This is a genomic window from Actinoplanes sp. NPDC023714 (assembly GCF_040639855.1).
Lineage (GTDB): Bacteria > Actinomycetota > Actinomycetes > Mycobacteriales > Micromonosporaceae > Actinoplanes.
In genome coordinates, this window is sequence record NZ_JBFAAR010000002.1 from 1,019,710 (window position 1) to 1,036,844 (window position 17,135).

9 protein-coding genes are annotated in these 17,135 nt (G+C 72.2%); 4 read left to right on the top strand and 5 right to left on the bottom strand.

Translation table 11 applies throughout. From position 1 onward, the window contains the following. The first annotated feature begins 2 nt into the window (after positions 1-2). Both AB0G10_RS12890 and AB0G10_RS12895 read left to right on the top strand, forming a co-directional pair. The gene (locus tag AB0G10_RS12890) at positions 3-1,502 is read left to right on the top strand and encodes an FAD-dependent oxidoreductase (protein ID WP_360919355.1); all 1,500 of its coding nucleotides are present in this window, start codon (positions 3-5) and stop codon (positions 1,500-1,502) included. Beyond that, positions 1,499-2,845, top strand: a complete 1,347-nt coding sequence (locus AB0G10_RS12895; protein ID WP_360919358.1) for an MFS transporter — start codon at positions 1,499-1,501, stop codon at positions 2,843-2,845. The genes AB0G10_RS12890 and AB0G10_RS12895 overlap by 4 nt, the downstream gene beginning before the upstream one ends. Here the strand turns inward: AB0G10_RS12895 and AB0G10_RS12900 are convergent. The 3 genes from AB0G10_RS12900 to AB0G10_RS12910 form a co-directional block, all read right to left on the bottom strand. Then, positions 2,835-2,951: a DUF6745 domain-containing protein gene (locus AB0G10_RS12900; protein ID WP_360919361.1), complete on the bottom strand. Its 117-nt coding sequence runs from the start codon at positions 2,949-2,951 to the stop codon at positions 2,835-2,837. The genes AB0G10_RS12895 and AB0G10_RS12900 overlap by 11 nt on opposite strands. 391 nt (positions 2,952-3,342) lie before the next feature. Then, positions 3,343-3,660, bottom strand: a complete 318-nt coding sequence (locus tag AB0G10_RS12905; protein ID WP_360919363.1) for a hypothetical protein — start codon at positions 3,658-3,660, stop codon at positions 3,343-3,345. 94 nt (positions 3,661-3,754) lie between these two features. Further along, positions 3,755-4,996 carry an EAL domain-containing protein gene (locus AB0G10_RS12910; protein ID WP_360919365.1) on the bottom strand — a complete coding sequence of 414 codons (1,242 nt, stop codon included), beginning with the start codon at positions 4,994-4,996 and terminating at the stop codon, positions 3,755-3,757. A gap of 347 nt (positions 4,997-5,343) precedes the next feature. On the opposite strand from AB0G10_RS12910, the gene AB0G10_RS12915 reads away from it, so the two are divergent. Beyond that, a complete protein-coding gene (locus AB0G10_RS12915) occupies positions 5,344-6,228 on the top strand; it encodes an alpha/beta hydrolase (protein WP_360919368.1) in 885 nt (294 codons plus the stop codon). Then, on the top strand, positions 6,225-9,743 hold the full coding sequence (gene fxsT / locus AB0G10_RS12920; RefSeq protein WP_360919371.1) for an FxSxx-COOH system tetratricopeptide repeat protein: 3,519 nt from the start codon (positions 6,225-6,227) through the stop codon (positions 9,741-9,743). Before AB0G10_RS12915 ends, fxsT begins: the two co-directional genes overlap by 4 nt. A 95-nt stretch (positions 9,744-9,838) precedes the next feature. Here fxsT and AB0G10_RS12925 read toward each other — a convergent pair whose 3' ends face one another. Then, complete coding sequence (locus AB0G10_RS12925; RefSeq protein WP_360919374.1) at positions 9,839-10,378, bottom strand: suppressor of fused domain protein; 540 nt, start codon at positions 10,376-10,378, stop codon at positions 9,839-9,841. Continuing rightward, positions 10,368-17,084, bottom strand: a complete 6,717-nt coding sequence (locus AB0G10_RS12930; RefSeq protein ID WP_360919377.1) for a polymorphic toxin-type HINT domain-containing protein — start codon at positions 17,082-17,084, stop codon at positions 10,368-10,370. Before AB0G10_RS12930 ends, AB0G10_RS12925 begins: the two co-directional genes overlap by 11 nt. Between the last annotated feature and the right edge of the window lie 51 nt (positions 17,085-17,135).

The window sequence follows — 17,135 nt, forward strand, 5'->3', positions numbered from 1 at the left end:
CGATGAGTAGTGACGCTTCGACCCCCGGTCAGGACCCCTGCTGCGGCACCGCCGAGCAGGCGACGCAAGCCGACGCCTGCTGCGCTCCCGCGGCCAAGGAGGAGGCGATCGCCGCGGGCGCCGGCTGCTGCGGGCCCGCCGCCACGGCCGCCGTGCTTCCCGCGCCGGCCGCCCGATCCGCCACGGCCGCCGTGCTTCCCGCGCCCGGCGGACGGCCCGTCACGGCCGGCGGCGGGCGGGACGGTGGGCTGCCGGTGGTGGTCGTCGGCGCCGGGCCGGTCGGGCTGGCCGCCGCCGCGCACCTGCACGAGCGGGGAATCCCGTTCCTGGTTCTGGAGGCCGGTGACCGGGTCGGCGCGTCGGTGCGGCAGTGGGCGCACGTCGGACTGTTCAGCCCGTGGCGCTACGACATCGACGCCGCCGCCCGGCGGCTGCTCGACGCCGCCGGATGGGCCGCGCCCGACGACGAGGACCTGCCCACCGGCGGGCAGCTCGCCGAGGCCTACCTCGAGCCGCTCGCGAAACTACCCGCCATCGCCCCGCACCTGCGCCTCGGAGCCCGGGTGACCGCGATGAGCCGGCTCGGCGCCGACCGGGTCCGCACCGCCGGGCGCGCCGGCCTGCCCTTCGTGGTCCGGCTCGCCGACGGCACCGAGATCACCGCGAGCGCGGTCATCGACGCCTCCGGCACCTGGCGCACCCCGAACCCGCTCGGCGCCGACGGCCTGCCCGCCCACGGCGAACCCGAGGCCGCCGCGCTGATCGGCCACGCCCTGCCCGACGTGCTCGGCGCCGACCGCGACGCCCACGCCGGCAGGCACACCATCGTGGTCGGCGCCGGCCACTCGGCCGCGAACACCCTGCTCGACCTGGCCCGCCTCGCCGAGACCGAACCCGGCACCCGGATCACCTGGGCCGTCCGGGGCGGCTCCGCGCAGCGCGCGTTCGGCGGCGAGGACGCCGACGAGCTGCCGGCCCGCGGCGCTCTCGGCTCCGGCCTGCACGCTCTCGTCGACACCGGCAAGCTGACCCTGGTCACCGGGTTCGGCGTGCACACCGTACGCCGCGACGACGACGGCATCACCCTGGTCGCCGCCGACGGACGCACCCTGACCGCCGACCGGGTGGTGGCCGCGACCGGGTTCCGGCCCGACCACGGCATCGCCGGCGAGCTGCGCCTCGACCTCGACCCGGTGCTCGGCTGCACCCGTACCCTTGCGCCCCTGATCGATCCGAACGAGCACTCCTGCGGAACCGTGCGCCCGCACGGCCACCGCGAACTCGGCCAGCCGGAGCCGGACTACTACGCGGCCGGCATGAAGTCCTACGGCCGCGCGCCGACGTTCCTGATGGCCACCGGGTACGAGCAGGTCCGCTCGATCGTCGCCGCCCTGGCCGGGGACCTCGCCGCCGCCGACGACGTCCGGCTCGACCTGCCCGAGACCGGGGTGTGCAGCTCCGGCGTCACCACTGCCTCGTCCGGTGGTGGATGCTGCGCTTGAGTGCGTCTCTGGTAGCCGCCCTGGCGATCACCCAGACCATCGGGTACGGCGCCCTCCACTACGCCTTCGCGGTCTTCCTCACCCCGATCGCCGCCGATCTGCACACCTCGGCCACCGCCGTCACCGGCGCGTACACCGCCTCGGTCCTCACCTCCGCGGCGCTGGCCATCCCGGTCGGGCGCCGGCTGGACCGGCACGGCGGCCGTGCGCTGATGACCGGCGGCTCCCTGCTCGGCACCGGGCTGCTGATCGCGTGGTCGCAGATCGACCGGGTGTGGCAGCTCTACGCCGTACAGATCGGCATCGGCATCGCCTCGGCGGCCAGCCTCTACGAAGCCGCGTTCGCCGTGATCATCGCCTGGCATCGGCCGGAACGCCGGTCGGCGGCGCTGCTCGCGGTGACCGTGGTCGCCGGATTCGCCAGCAGCATCTTCCTGCCCCTCACCGGATGGCTCGTCGACCAGCACGGTTGGCGCACCGCCCTGCTCGTCCTCGCCGCCGCGCACGCCGTCACCGCGCCCGTGCACGCCGCCGTCGTCCGCCGGCCGGCCGGGGCCCGCCCCTCGGCCAGCGGACGCCCATCGGCTGGGGCCCGCCCCTCAGCTGGGGCCCGCCCCTCAGCCGGCGCTCGCCTTCCGGCCCTTCCGGATCGGCGCGATGACCGCCGTGCCGCCAGCGACACCAGCGAACACAGCGACGTCAAGGAACACGACGACGCCAGCGAACACGACGACGCCCGGGGACGCGGCGGCGCCCGGTCCGTGCGCACCGCCCTGTCCGACCGCGGATTCTGGCTGCTCGCCGCGGGATTCACCGCCCACGCCGCCGCGAGCAGCACCTACAGCGTCCTGCTGATCGCCGCCCTGATCGCCCTGGGGCACCCGCCCGCGTTCGCCGCCACCGTGGCCGGACTGCTCGGCGTGCTCTCCGTCGCCGGTCGGCTGATCACCACCGGCCTGCACCGCCGCTATCGCGCCACCACGATCACCGCCGCGGTCTTCGCCGTCCAGGCCGCCGCCGCGCTGCTGCTGCCCGCCGTCGGCTCGGGAACCGGCGGGGCGATCGCCGCGGTGGTCGGATTCGGGCTCGGCTTCGGCGTCGCGACCATCGCTAAACCCGTCATCCTCGCCGAACGCTACGACACCCGCCGATACGCCACCCTCGCCGGCGTCCTCGTCGTCCCGACCACGCTTGCCAAGGCCGGCGCGCCGCTGGCCGCCGCCGTCCTGCACGCCACCACCGGCTCGTACACGCCGGTGCTCGTGGCCGTCGCCGTCTGCTGCGGCATCGCCGCCAGCACGATCGCGGCCATAGCCGCCGGTCAGGCCTGCATCAAAGGCTGACATCGCCGGGGAGATCGAGGTACCACAGCGTCCCGGTCTCGTCGGTGCTCAGGCTGCGCGCGCCGGACTCGTGCAGGTAGCGCTCGTCGCCGAAGTGTTCGAGCATGACGCGGCGGATCTCGGCGTTCTGCTCCTGCTGGATCCCGGGCCGCGGTGAGGGTGGGCAGCTCGGCGGCGAGATCGGCGGGGATGGGTCGAGCGCGAGGGCGGGCGCGGCCGGGGCGAGCGCGAGGACGGGCGCGGCTGGGGGGCGTGGCCTCAGCGGGCAGGGACGCGGCGCCGGTCAGGAAGGCGGCCGCTGCCGCACCGGCTCGTGGGGAGCCGAGCCAATAGACGCGCTCCGGCTCCGGGAGGCCCGCGAGACGGTAGGCCGCGCGCACCCCCGCCTCGGCCTCGGCGCGGCCGGCCGGGCCGGTCTGGACGGCGGCGGACAGCCACTGGTCCTCGATCGCGGCGGCCATCGCCTCCTGGGCGTGGGTCAGCTGCACGCTTCCCCCTCAGTCCGCGACCGGGCGGAAGGCCCCGGGGATGTATTCGCGCTGGCGGACCACGCGATAGCGGCCGGGCGGGAGCGCGATCGGGCCGTGTTCCTCGTGGGTGACCCGGCCGTGGGCCGGCACCTCGAGGAACAGGCTCTCCGGATCGTCGAGGTCGGCTAGCAGCTCCAGGCCGGGGCCGCCGACGACGTGGGCGTGGCCGGTCGCCTCGCCGCGGGCCAGGACCATCCGGCCGCGGCGGTCGCGGGGAACGGGCGCGCAGGCCGGCACCTCGCTCTGCTCCACCGGGATGATCAGCACGTCACCCTGCCGGTACATCGGGACCTCCTGCACGCTCGGCGACCACGACAGGGACGCTATCGCCGGGGTACGACGATTTCCGGCGGGCAGAGGGCTTCCGACGTACGGAATCTCAGGGTGTCAGAATCGGAATCCGGACCGGGGCGAGGTGGCGCAGCAGGGAGCGGGCGGCCCGCACGACGAGATCGCGCTCGTGGGTCAGGGCGAAGTCGAAGCGGCGGTCGGGCTCGGCGCAGTCGTCGCCGAGATCGCGGGCGACCAGGGCGGCGGCACGGTGGGGACCGAGAACGATCACGTTCCACTCGCCGCGCAGACGGTCGTCGCCGAAGCAGGCGCCGCGGACTCCGGGTGCCGGTTCCCTGTCCAGGCCGGCGCCGAGGGCCGCGACCATGGGGCTGCGCCGCGCGATCCGGCCGAAGCGGACCCTCGTCGCGGGAGTGAAGTGCCGTGCCTCCTGGAAGCACGCGAGCAGGACCGGAGGCTCGGGACCGTCGCCGGCGAGCGCTTCCAGGTGCCGGCTCATCGGCATCAACTGCTTTTTATTCGTACGGGTGACAGCCCTGTGGCGGCTGACGATCTCAAAAGGGGTCCGGTCGTCCTCGATCGGACGGGCCAGCATCGGCAGTCGCGCGGTCTGTCCGATTCTGGTCGTGAGCGGGCCGGGGCGTCCGTAGTACCAGCCCTGACCGACCGTGGCACCCATCGTGCGCGCCGTCGCCAGCTGCTCGGCCGTCTCGATGCCCTCGGCGAGCACCGTGGCGCCGCTGGCCTCGGCGTACGCGGAGACCGCCGCCACCACGCGCGCGGTGTGCGGATCGTCCGGCGCGTGCAGCAGGCCCATGTCGAGTTTCACGACGTCCGGGTGCACGAACGGCATCAGCGCCAGCGACATCGGGTCGGCCCCGACGTCGTCGAGCGCCACACCCCAGCCGGCGTCGCGGCAGCTCGCGGCCGCCGACAGCAGCGCGGCCGGGTCGTCGGCGATGACCCGCTCGGTCATCTCGGTGACGACGCGCAGCCTCCGGCGGGCCTGCTCGACGACGGGCGCGAGGTCCGGCGGGCATGCGATGCGCCAGGCGGTCGGCTCCATGTTGACGAACAGCGTGACCCGGTCGTCGAGGCCCGCCTCGAGCGCGGCGCGGTACGCGACGGCCCGGCAGATCCAGTCGAGCTCCGCCTCCCGGCCGGCGACGCGGGCCGCGGCGAACAGCGCGGCCGGCGACTCCCAGGGGGTGCCGGCCGGGCCGCGGCTGAGCGCTTCGTAGCCGATGAGGGCGCCGGTCGCGATGTCGAGGAGCGGCTGGAAGACGGGGGTGACCGCCCGCCGATCCAGGACGTCATGGATGTCTGCCACGGGGTTCGTATCGGCAGGCCGGGAGGCGAGGTTAGGCATGTGGGGGCGTCCCGGACGTGCCGCGGACGGCGGGTCACCCTCCGGTGGGGCACCGGCGCCGACACGTGGGGATGATCTGCGTTCTGCTGATGGTGCCTCGCTGGACGGGCCGCTAGTGTGCACGCCGATCCTGTCGCCGCGAGGTCGTGCGGGCCGGATCGCGGGGAGAAAGTCCACCCTTTACGACTTGTCCGCATGTGGTAAGAGTCAGGGCTACTGCGAGCTTCACCCAATTTACGTGATTAAAGTTCATTGTTCTTTTTCGTACGTCCGTACCGAAGCATCCGAGCACAGACCAGGAGGACGAGTTGTCCGACGACGACGGTGGTGACAGGGAGCAGGCCAAGACCGCGGACGGCCGCGTTCTCGCCTTCGACGTGACCGGCAGACGGGACGGTGTGCCGGTCTTCCTGCTGCACGGCACGCCCGGCAGCAGGCTGGGACCCAAGCCGCGCCACCTGACCCTCCATCACGCCGGCATCCGGCTGATCAGCTACGACCGGCCGGGCTACGGCGGTTCGGCGCCGCATCCGGGACGCTCGGTCGCCGACGCCGCGGCGGACATCAGGGTCATCGCCGACGATCTCGGTATCGAACGGTTCGCCGTGGTCGGCCGGTCCGGCGGCGGACCGCACGCGCTGGCCGCGGCCGCCCTGCTCCCGGACCGGGTGATCAGCACGGCGGTCCTGGTCGGGCTGGCGCCGGCGGACGCGGTGCATCTCGACTGGCACGGCGGGATGGCCGAGGGCAACGTGAAGGCGTACGAAGCGGTCGACAACGACTGGGCGCGGCATGTGGAACGCATCCGGCTCCGGGCCGACGAGGTCCGGCGCAACCCGGAGGCGTTGATCGAGGACGTGCGCCGCCAGATGAGCGAGGCGGACCGCCCGGTCCTGGACGACGTCGGCATCCGCCGGCTGCTCATCGAGACCTACCAGGAGGCGGTGCAGCAGGGCCCGTACGGATGGATCGACGACCTGGGTGCGTTCCGCAAGCCCTGGGGTTTCGCGTTCGGCGACATCCGCTGCCCGGTGCTGCTCTGGCACGGCGAGGACGACACGTTCTCGCCGGTGGCCCACAGCCGCTGGCTCGCCGAGCGGATTCCTGGCGTGCAGATCCGGGTGCAGAGCAGGACCGCCCACTTCGGCGCGGTCGAGGTTCTTCCCGAGGTCCTCGACTGGCTTCGCCGATGACGGTGGACCGGCCGGGCGTCGTGGTGACGTTCTACTCGTACAACGGTGGCACCGGGCGCACGATGGCGCTCGCCAACGTGGCCTGGATCCTCGCCGCGGCGGGCCTGCGGGTGCTGGTGGTCGACTGGGATCTCGAGTCGCCGGGCCTGCACCGCTACTTCCATCCCTTCGTCGACGCGCCGGCCGTGGAGAGCAGCGGCGGCGTGATCGACATGATCCGCGCGTACGAATGGGAAGCGGGACGGAAGAGCATCGCCAGCATCCCCGGACGGCATCAGGAGTTCGCCCGGGTCGGGCAGCACGCCCTCGCCCTGACCTGGCCGCACTTCCCCGGGGACGGGCGGCTGGACCTGCTGCCCGCCGGGTTGCAGAACACCGACTACACCGCCCACCTGACCGGCACCGACTGGGACGAGTTCTACGGGCGCAAGGGCGGCGACCTGTTCTTCGACGCGATGCGCGACGACATGCGCCGCCACTACGACTTCACGCTGATCGACAGCCGGACCGGGCTCAGCGACGTGGCCGACATCTGCACCCTGCACCTGCCGGACCTGCTGGTCGGCTGCTTCACGCTCAGCGAGAAGAGCATCGCCGGCGCGGCGCGCGTGGCCGACCGCGTCCGGCTGCGCGGCATCGAGGTGCTGCCGGTGCCGATGCGGGTGGATCCGGCGGCGAAGGAGCGGGCCGACGCCGGCCGGCAGTTCGCCATGCAGCGGTTCCCGGACCTGCCGGCCGGGATGAGCCCGGCCGAGCGCAGCCACTACTGGAACGCCGTGGAGATCCCCTACCGGCCGTACTACGCCTGTGAGGAGATCCTCGCGCCGTTCGGCGACGCGCCCGGTCAGACCACGTCACTGCTGGCCGCGTACGAAAGACTCACCTCGCGGATCACCCAGGGTGAGGTGACCGCGCTGCCCCCGATGGACGAGGCGCTGCGCGCCCGGATCGCCACCCGGTTCGTGCGCGGCTCCTCGCCGGCGGAGCAGGACGTGGCGCTGCGGCATGCGCCGGCCGACGTGGTGTGGGCCGAATGGATCGGGGCGCTGCTGACCACCGCCGGCCTGCGGGTGCACTACGCCGACAGCCCGCAGGCGACGGCGAACAGCGCGCGGCAGCTCACCCTGGTCTCGGCCTCCTACACCGGCGCGCCGGCCGACGTGGTGCCGCGCGAACGGGCCGGCGCCCGGCCGGACCTGGTCGTCTGCGTCGACGACAGCGCGCCGCCGGCCGGCCACGCCGCCGGTACCGCCGCGTTCGTGAGCGGCCGGCCCGCCGAGGTCGCGATGCAGCGGGTGCTGCACCTGGTCGGGCGCGGGATCGACGACGTCGACCCGGATCGGATCGGCGCCCGCTTCCCGGGTGACGTGCCGCTGGTCTTCCACGCCCCGGCGCGCAACGCCAACTTCACCGGCCGCGAGGACGACCTGCGGGAGATGCGGGCGCGGATGCGCGGCGGCCGGCCGGCGGCGCAGTCCGGTCCGGCCTTGGTGGCGCTGCACGGCATGGGCGGGGTCGGTAAGACCCAGCTCGCGCTGGAGTACGCGCACCGGTACCGCAACGCCTACGACGTGATCTGGTGGATCGACGCCGCGCGGGTCACCGGCATCGACGCCACACTGGCCGAACTCGGCGCGCGCCTCGGGGCCGCGGGCGGGACGCGAGGCGTGGTCGGGGCCCTCGAACGGGGTGAGCCGTCCGCGCGCTGGCTGCTGATCCTGGACGACGCGGACGCGGTGGACGAGGTCCTGGCGCGGGTGCCGCGCGGGCCCGGCCATGTGCTGATCACCTCCCGCGGCCGGGAGTGGGACGACTACGCCGAGGCGGTGCGGGTCGACGTCTTCGAGCGTCCGGAGAGCATCGCGCATCTGCGGCGGCGGGTGCCCGCGATCGGCCCGGAGGAGGCCGGCCGGGTCGCCGCGGTCCTCGGTGACCTGCCGATCGCGGTGGCCGCCGGCGGAGCCTGGCTGGCCGAGACCGGTCAGCCGGTCGGCGACTACCTGCACGGGATCGAGCGGCACGGCCCGGACCGGGTCGTCGGCGACGTGTGGTCGGCGTCCCTCGACCTGCTGCGGGAGAGGTCGGCGGACGCGTACCGGCTGCTGGAGCTCTTCGCGGTGCTCGCCCCGGAGATCGCCCTCGACCTGGTCTACAGCGAGGCGACGGCCGGGTACGGTCCCCGGATCACCGCGCTCGTGCAACACCTGCACCGGCTCTCGCTGGTGAGACTCGAACGGGCCGGCAACCGGATCCGGGTCCACCGTCTGCTGCAGCACGTGGTGCGCAACCGGATGACCGCGGCGGAGCTGAGACTGACCCGGCACGAGGCACACCTGCTGCTGGGCCGGTTGCGGCCGGCCGGTGACGTCGACGACACCGTGACCTGGCCGCGCCTGGCGAACCTGTGGCCGCACCTGGAGGTCTCCGGCGCGGACGGCTGCCACGACGCGGCGGTGCGGGAGCTGCTGGTGGATCGGGTGCGCCACGCGCGGCACACCGGCGGGCCGGTCCTCGAGGAGCGGCTCGATCAGCGCTGGACCGCGATGCTCGCGGACGCGTCCGACGCTCCCGATCTGCGTCGGCAGATCCTCCGGGTACGAGGTGAGGCCGCGAACCGCCTGCGCGACCGTGGCCGGTTCGGCGAGGCGCTGGCCCTCGGCGAGCGGGTGCTGGCCGACCAGGCCGGCCTGCTCGGGCCCGCCCACCCGGACACCCTGACGACGGCCGGCGGCGTCGCCGCGAGCCTGCGGGCGCTCGGCCGGTACCGGCAGGCCCGTGACCTCGGCGAGCGAACCTACGCGAGCTGGCGGGAGCGGTGCGGCGACGACCATCCCGGAACCCTCACGGCGCGCGGCGGCCACGCCGTCGACCTGCGGCTCGCCGGGGAGTTCGCCGCGGCGCTGGCGATCGGCCGGGAGGTGTGGGAGCGCCGCCTGGCGGTCTGCGGCGAGCGGCACGCCGGCACCTGCGAGGCCGGCGGCGACCTGGGCCGGGACCTGCGGGCGACCGGTGAGCACGACGAATCGGTGAAGCTGCTCGCCCAGGTGGCCCGGTTGCACGAGGAGGCGTTCGGCGGCGCTTCGCTGCGGACCCTCGCGGCACGGGCCAACCTCGCCGTGTCGCTGCGCGTCGCGGGCCGGCCGGGTGAGGCCGACGACCTGCTCGCGACGACGTACGAGCAGCTCAACGAGGCGCTCGGCCCGGCACATCCGGACTCCCTCGCCTGCCGGCACAGCCGCGCGCTGTGCCTGCTGGAGATCGGCGAGATCACCCGCGCGATCCGGGAGCTGGAGGAGGTCCGTCAGGGGTTCGCCACGGTCCTCGGCGAGCGCCATCCGTCGACGCTGCTCTGCCGGAACAACCTGGCGGTCGCCCACCGCGCCGACGGCGAGTCCGGCCGGGCCGCGGCGCTGGCGCGGGAGGTGGCGGTCGAGGTGGGTGCCGTGCTCGGGGAGCTCCACCCGTACACCAAGGCGGTGGGTTCGGAAGAGGGCGTCCTGCTGGATCCGGGTTAGGACTGTTCCCGGTGACGGCGATGCCGGGCCGCGGACGGATCCACGGCCCGGCATCGGCGGGGACTTCTATTCCCGTTCGATCCTGATTGCTGAGCTCACACGAGGCTGCCGCGTGCGGGGTTCAGGTAGTCGAGGCTACGGTCCTCGAACAGTGTCTCGAGGGCTTCGACGCCGTTCTGCTTCTTGTAGTCACGCTCGGCCGCGGTGATCGGAATCAGCCAGGCCACATCGGTTCGTGCGCCGTCACAGTCGAACGTCTCGAATCCGGGTTCCTCGACGTAGGGGAACGAGAGGAATCCGTGGTCCAGGCCGGAGCCGTCCCAGAGATCCTCGCCGAAGTTGACGGTGTGCCCCAGATCCAGAGGCGCACCGGTCAGGTTGTAGTGGGTCAGCGAGTACAGGAACTCCACCGCCCGCGGGTTCTGCTCCGGCGTGACCAGGAAGGCCTCGATGCCGTCCGGCTCCCCGGCGCTCATGCCGACGGTGGCATAGCACCAGGTCCGCTCGCGCTGGAATTCCAGCACGCTGAACCAGGACGGCAGGTCGTGGTGCCGTCCGGCGGTCAGCCGGCGCGTCTGGGGCGCGACCTTCCAGCGCTCGCTGTAGTGCGCTGTCGCGCATTGCTCAAAACTCACAGACATCGCCTCCGAAGAACTCTTCGCGCATCTGCATCGAGTACTGCTGCATCTGGCGTCCCTGCTTGTTCGAGTCCGTCCGGTCCTGCAGCGACATCCGGGATCGGTCGTTCGCGCTCGCTCGCAGCTCGGCCTCCGTCATCTCGATGCCCGGCTTCTCGCCGATGCTGGGGTCGCCCTCGTAGTACCGCTTGACGAGCGGAGGGTCGTGGTCGACGACCTGGTCGGCCCGGGCTCCGAAGTGCGTGCGGTCCGCCCGGCTCGGGGTCCTGCCGTAGTGTCCGCGCCGATTGTACGGATCACCGCCGTCCACGTTGTGGACCAGCACCGGATCGTCACCGGCGATCACGTGGAATGTGTGGATGTCGGCGATGGTGAGGTCGTACATCGTGCGAAGACCGGTGAAGTTCTCGACGGACCGGACCCGGACCGTCTCCCCTGCCGGGCTGGACAGCTGGTCGCCCGGATCGAGGCGGCCGGCGTCCACCCAGGCCTTGTCGGTGACGCTCCAGAACGGGTGGTTCTGGGTCGTCTCCAGCAGCGAGACATTGCCCTTCGCGTCGACGACGCGAAGGTCGGTGAACGCACGGTCGTCGTGGATGTGCGTGGCCGCGACGGGTTTCGCCCCCGCCTTGCCGCTCTCCGGGTCGTAGGCGACGACCTCGTCGCCCAGTTCGATCTCTTCGATCGGCTTCACGACGCCACCGGACAGGAGCACGAGTGTGCCCGGTGCGAAGCTGTTGCAACCCTTCTTCAGAACCGTCTTGACGCCGTCGACCAGGTCGCCGAGCAGGCCCTTCACCCGGGATGCGAGCCTCGCGAACTTCGGCCATTTCCATGGTGCGCCGTATCGGGCCGCGAGTTTGCCGAGGGCGCCGCCGATCGCCGCGGACGCCACGTTGACGGCGGTGTTGATGCAGCCGCCCATGTCGCCCTTGAGGAAGCAGTCCAGGGCGTCGGTGATGCCCAGCTCGTCGGCGAGGATCTTGCCGAGCGCCTTGGCAGCGTTCAGGATCTTCTGCTTCGCGCGGGCGATCCGGGCCTGACGTTCCTTCTCCGCCGCGGCACGCGCGGCCGCCGCGCGGGCCTCGTTCGACGCCTTCGGGTTGTTGTGCTCGTTGACGCCGGGGACCGTCGGGTCGTAGGCGCCCGAGCAGCCACCGCAACCGTCGTTGTGACCCGGGACGTCGTGGTACTTGCCGGTGCTGTCGACGAAGTCGGCGCCGGGGCCGCAGGCGTCGTCCGAGCAGAACTTCAGGCCGTCCGGGTCGGAGAACGAGATCGGGTTGTTGTTGGCGTACGCGTACCCGTTCATCTGCTGCGGGTCGTTGACGTCGACGATCGGATCGGCCGAGATGAATCGGCCCGCCACCGGGTCGTACTCGCGGGCGCCGATGTTCACCAGGCCCGTGGTGGAGTCCTGGTTGCCGCCGACGAAACCCTTCTCGGTCGGCCACATGCCCACCGTCGGCTGGGAACCGCGTGCCTCACCGTACGGCGTCGTGCGCCGGTGGACGATGGCGCCGCTGCCGTCGACCGTGGCGTTCCCGGTGCCGTGGTGGTCGTTGGACACGTAGTGCAGGCCGGTCTTGTTGCGGACCAGGCTCGAACCGCCGGGCAGGCCGTAGAAGCGGGTCGCCTCGGTGATGCGGGTCTGGTGGTCGAGCCGGATCTCCATGCCCGGCAGGTAGAGCGTCGTCTGGGCCGGCTCCTTGCGGAGGATGCGGGAGCCGTCGACGTCGTACAGATAGCTGGTCTTCTTCCCGGCCGCGTCGGTGACGGTGGCGAGGTTGCCCTCCGCGTCCCATTCCAGCGACTGGCCGTCGCCGGCCTTGGCACGCCGGGTGGTGTTTCCGGCGTCGTCGTAGTCGTACTCGTAGAGCTTGTCCCCCGACGGCGTCTTCTCCGTCATCGCGGTCAGGGTGTGCGGCTGAGCGGCGCCCGCGGCCGGGTACGAGTACGCGCGGTCGACGAGGACACTGCCGTCGAGGGCGTACTGCTTCTCCGTCCTGCGGTTGCCGGTCAGGTCGAACGTGTACTCGTGGTGGTACGGAGCGATGCCGCCGACCCCGGTCGCCGACGGGCCCCCGGCGCACGGGTCCTCCGCGGTGCTCGCCGACGTCCACGCCTTGTCCATCCGGCGCAGGTAGTCGTAGGTGAAGCACTGCACGTCGATGGTGCCGGACGGGTTGTTGACGATCCGCTGGACGTTGCCGGAGGCGTCGTAGGTGTAGCGGGCGTCGACGTCGACGACCGGTGCCATCTCGCGGTCCAGGCGCTGACGGGTGAGGCGCTTGGAACCCTGCTCGTACTCGAAGGTGGACCACACCTTCTTGCCGCCGACCAGGGTCTCGGTCTGCATGACCTCGCCGGTGCTGGCGTAGTCGACGTCGGTCAGGTACTGCTGGTCGCCCTCGGCGCCGGTCAGTCGCTCGAAGTCGTCGTAGGCGTAGACGACGGTCTCGTAGTCGAGCTGGCCGCCCGCGGACATGTCGACCGACTGGACGGTGCCGTCCCGGTTGTACTCGGTGCCGAAGGTGTAGGTGCCGGCCAGTTCCGCGCCGGCGTGGTCGGGCACCTGGTAGGTGGTCAGGTGCGGACGGTAGAACTCGTCGTAGGTGGTGTAGTAGGTGGCGTACTCGGCGCCGTCGATCCACCGGCTGGAGCCGGTGAGGTAGCCGAGCATCTCCTGGTCGTACGTCCAGCTGCTGAGCAGCTCACCCGTCTCGGCCGTGCCCCGGTAGACGCCGGTCCGGCGGCCGACCGCGTCGTAGGTGGTGCTGATCGTGACGTCCAGGCTGTTGGTGGTGCTGGTCGCCCGGTCCAGGTTGTCGTAGGTGACCGTGGAGGTGCCGGTGTCCGGGTCGCTCGACTTCACGCGGCGGCCGAGCTGGTCGTACTCGTGCTTCCAGACGTTGCCGGCCGGATCCTCCACGCCGGCGAGCCGGCCGTTCGGGGTGTACTTGTACTCGGTCTCGTCGTACGCGCCGGTCGGGCTGGAACCCTTGTACTGCCAGCGCTTGACGGTCTGGCCGAGCGCGTTGGTGATCGTCGTGGTGGGTGTGCCGCCGGCCGGCGGGTCGACCGAGATGCGGTCGCCGCCGTACGTGGTGGTGGTCCGCCACTTCTCGTTGCCGGCCACCGCGAAGATCTCGGCCTTCACGCGGTCGGCGCCGTCGTAGACGTAGAGGGTCTGACCGTCCACGTCACCGTTCACGGCCGGATAGATCAGGTCGCTGGGGGCGCCCTCGGCCGTGTAGGTGGCGTAGGTCTTGGCGAGCTGGCCGGTGCCGGTGTAGAAGGTGTCGGCGACGTTGCGGTTGCCGCCGGGCGCCTCGGACTGCTTCTGCCGCGGGCGCAGGTGGCCGTCGTAGAGGGTGTACTCGACGGCGTAGGTGCCGTCGCTCTGGCGCCGCTCGGTCTTGGTGGCGACCGGCTTGTCGGTGCGCATCAGGTACGTGTACTTGATGCTCGGCTCGAGGTTGCCGGCGCCGGAACGGTCCGGCAGCCAGACGTTGCGGAGCCGGCCGATCGCGTCGTACTCCAGGGTGCTGAGCAGGCCGTTCGGGTCGGTCTGGCTGACCGGGCTGCCCCACGCCGGGTGGTACCTGGTGACGGTCTCGAACTCGAGCGGGTTGGTCTCCTTCACCTGCGTCGTCAGGCCGTAGGTGTCGGTGTAGTCCATCCGGGTGACGTTGCCGAGCGCGTCCATCGCCGTCTTCGGGCGGCCGTACGCGTCGAAGGTGCCCTCGGAGGTGCGGATGTAGGTGCCGGTCGTCCCGTTGTGGCTGGACAGCCGCTCCGACCTGGTCGGGTTGCCGACGGTCGGCGCGACGCCGAAGGCCTTGCCGTCGAACGAGGTGCGGGTGTCGGAGATGACCTGGGTCTTCCGGTCCGGGGTGGCCGAGCACTTCACCGACACCGACTCGACCCGGGAGACCAGGCCGTGGAGGTTGACCGCGGCGTTGTCGGCGTAGGTGGTGCGGGTGCAGGACTCGTCGCCGGTCGCGGCGACGTCGCCCTCGCTGTCGCTCTGGGTGACCCGGCCCCACGTGGTGTCGTACGTGTTGGTCTGCGCGGTCTCCCGCCAGCCGCCGGAGGCGAGCGCGACCAGGCTGCGCGAGCGGGTGGTGCCGCTCAGCCAGGCCTTCCTGCTGCCCCACTTGTGGGTCTCGGTGGCGGTGTTGTGCCGCCACGGCGTGGCGATCTTCTTGCTCACCACGTCGGAGCCGTCGTAGACGATGCTCTCCAGCTCGTGGCCGGAGTACTCGTCGCGGTCGGTGTGCACGGTGCCGGTGGAGTCCTCGACGGTGGCCGGGCGGGTGCCGCCGTCCGGGTTCTTGTCGCCGTCCATGCCGCGCAGGTAGCGGTACTCGGTCTTGGTCGTCTGGTTCTGCCCGTCGCCGGCGGTGACCACGACCTTCCGGTAGCCGCGCCAGTCGCTCCAGGTCAGGTCCTTCTCGTCGCCGATGCCGTCGGGCTCGGCGTGCCGCCAGGCGGCGCCGTCCTGGTAGTCGTACCTGGTGACCATGTCGGGCGCGCCGCCGGTGCGGTCGGTCTCGATGACCTGCTCGACGACGTACTTGTGGAACCAGTCGGTGATCGGGTCGCCGGAGCCGAGCGGCGCCCACTTGACCGGGTAGCAGCGCTTGGTGCTCTTGCCGGGCGTGGGCAGGGTGGTCGGCGTGCAGTCCGGCTTGGCGTAGTTGACGTCGATCTGGGCGCCGGTGTCGGTCCAGACCGTGGCGAGGCGGAACCGGACCAGCGGGGCGATGTTGTCGCCGTCGCGGTCGATGCGGTTCGGCAGCTGCAGGCCGCCAAGGGTGACGGCCGGCTGGGTGATGCCGCTGCCGCCGCCGACCAGGCCCTTATGGGTGATCTTGTGCAGCCACAGCGTCTTCGAGCCGTCGCCGTTGTCGGTGAACAGGTGCTCGAGCGACCACTGGTCGACCGGCGTCCACGCGGTGGCGCCGCGGATCTCGGTGGTGATGGCGTTGAGCCGGGCCCGGGTCCAGAACGTCGGCATGATCTGGTCGGTCTTGCACTTGGTGCTCGCGTTGCAGTTGCGGTCGAACGGCACGTCCGGCCAGCGCGAGGCGGTGCCGGTGGTGAGATCCTCCGGGTCGCAGTCCGGGCTGCCGGCGGGCAGGCACCGCTCCTTCACGTCGAAGACGATCCGGGCCGGGGCGTTGCTGGTGTAGACGGCGTTGTGCCGCTGGCCGTAGTCGATGCGCTTGAGCCAGCCACCGCGGGTGTACGCGACGCCGTTGGCGTCGGTCTTCTTGGCGACCGCGTAGTGGTTGGTCTCCTGCTGGTAGTAGTAGGACTGGACGTTGCCGAGGCGGTCCTTGACGTAGTCGAGGTTCCATCGCCAGGCCTGCTGGCACCACGCGCTCGTGAAGGTGGCGTTGTAGCAGGGCTCCTGGGTGTTGCCGTCCTCGGCGTTGGTCTTGTCGTCGCCGAAGATCGGGACGGTCCAGGCCGACTTGGTCTCCTCCTTGCCGGCGGCCCAGCCGGGCAGCCGGTTGAGGCCGAACCAGTACTCGGTGCCGTTGGGGGTGGTCACCACCCAGTGCTCGCCGTTGTCGTCGCCGTTGGTGGCGCCGACCTCCCGGCGGATCTTGGAGCCGTCGTCGTCGGCGAGCTTCCACGTGCTGCCGGTCCTGACCAGGTCGGTGGACTTGCCGTTCAGCATGATCGTGGCGTTGTCGTACGCCCAGCACTGGTCGGCGTACTGGTCGTGGCCGTCGTCGGAGCAGGCGCCGTAGCGGCGCTCGATGTAGCCGGGCTCGTAGCTGAAGCCCTCACCGACCCAGGAGCCCTGGTTGTTGGTGGTGGCGGTGCGGCCGTCGACGGACTGCGAGGAGTAGCCGAGGGTGACGCCGGGCGCGTTGCCGCCGGGCACCGGCGGGGTGCGCAGCGGGTACGACCAGGAGAACCCGCCGGTGGACGGGGCGACCGACCACTTCGACGACGGTGCCATCGAGGTGGCGGCGTAGGTGCCCTGCGACGACGACTCGGCCGCCATCAGGGCGAACACCGCGCCGGTCTCGGCCGTGGCGGTGACGGTCTTCGCGGTGGTGTCGTTGGTGCTCGCGACCGGGACGGCGGCGCACCGCGGGGCCGACGGCGTGGTGAGCGCGCACGCGGGCAGCTTCACGAGCCGCAGCCGGGAGCCGTAGTCGCCGCCGAACGCTCCGGCGATGCCGGCGTAGTTCACGGCCAGGCCGACGGTTCCGCGGCCGGTGCGTCCGTCGGCGCGGTCGACGCGCAGCACCGGCCCGTCCACCCGGGCGCGGTCGCCGGCCTTGCGGTCGAGGACTTCCACCCGTACCCGTGCGGGGGAAGCGGAAGTCTCGGAGACCGCGACCGGAAGTCCTCCGATGGAGGCCGACGCCTTGGGCGGCTTGGCCGCCGCCCGCGCGTTGCCGGTCGCCGCGGCAGGCACGGTGATCTCGGCGGAGGCCGCGGAAGGCCAGGTCACCGGCGATGCGGAGGTGACCGCTGCCGCGGTGGCCGGGTCCTTCTCGATCGGCTTGACCGGCAGCGGGTCGCGCTTGGGCAGCGCCTTCTTCGAGGACGCGGCCTTCGGCCGGTCCTTGGCGGCCGCCTGGGCCGGGGTGGGGGTCGCCACCTGCAGGAACCCGGCGCCGAGCACGGCCGCCATGGTCCACGCCAGGGGGCGCGTGAGAATGCGGGAAGTCATTGCCCCTCCGGGGGAAGGGGCCGCCGCGCGCCGGCGGCGGCCCCGGGACGA

Bases quoted from the DNA above. Each gene is read 5' to 3' on its own strand.
- AB0G10_RS12890 (WP_360919355.1), top strand. From the start codon at position 3: ATGAGTAGTGACGCTTCGACCCCCGGTCAGGACCCCTGCTGCGGCACC.
- AB0G10_RS12900 (WP_360919361.1), bottom strand. From the start codon at position 2,951: ATGCTCGAACACTTCGGCGACGAGCGCTACCTGCACGAGTCCGGCGCG.
- AB0G10_RS12905 (WP_360919363.1), bottom strand. From the start codon at position 3,660: ATGTACCGGCAGGGTGACGTGCTGATCATCCCGGTGGAGCAGAGCGAG.
- fxsT (WP_360919371.1), top strand. From the start codon at position 6,225: ATGACGGTGGACCGGCCGGGCGTCGTGGTGACGTTCTACTCGTACAAC.
- AB0G10_RS12930 (WP_360919377.1), bottom strand. From the start codon at position 17,084: ATGACTTCCCGCATTCTCACGCGCCCCCTGGCGTGGACCATGGCGGCC.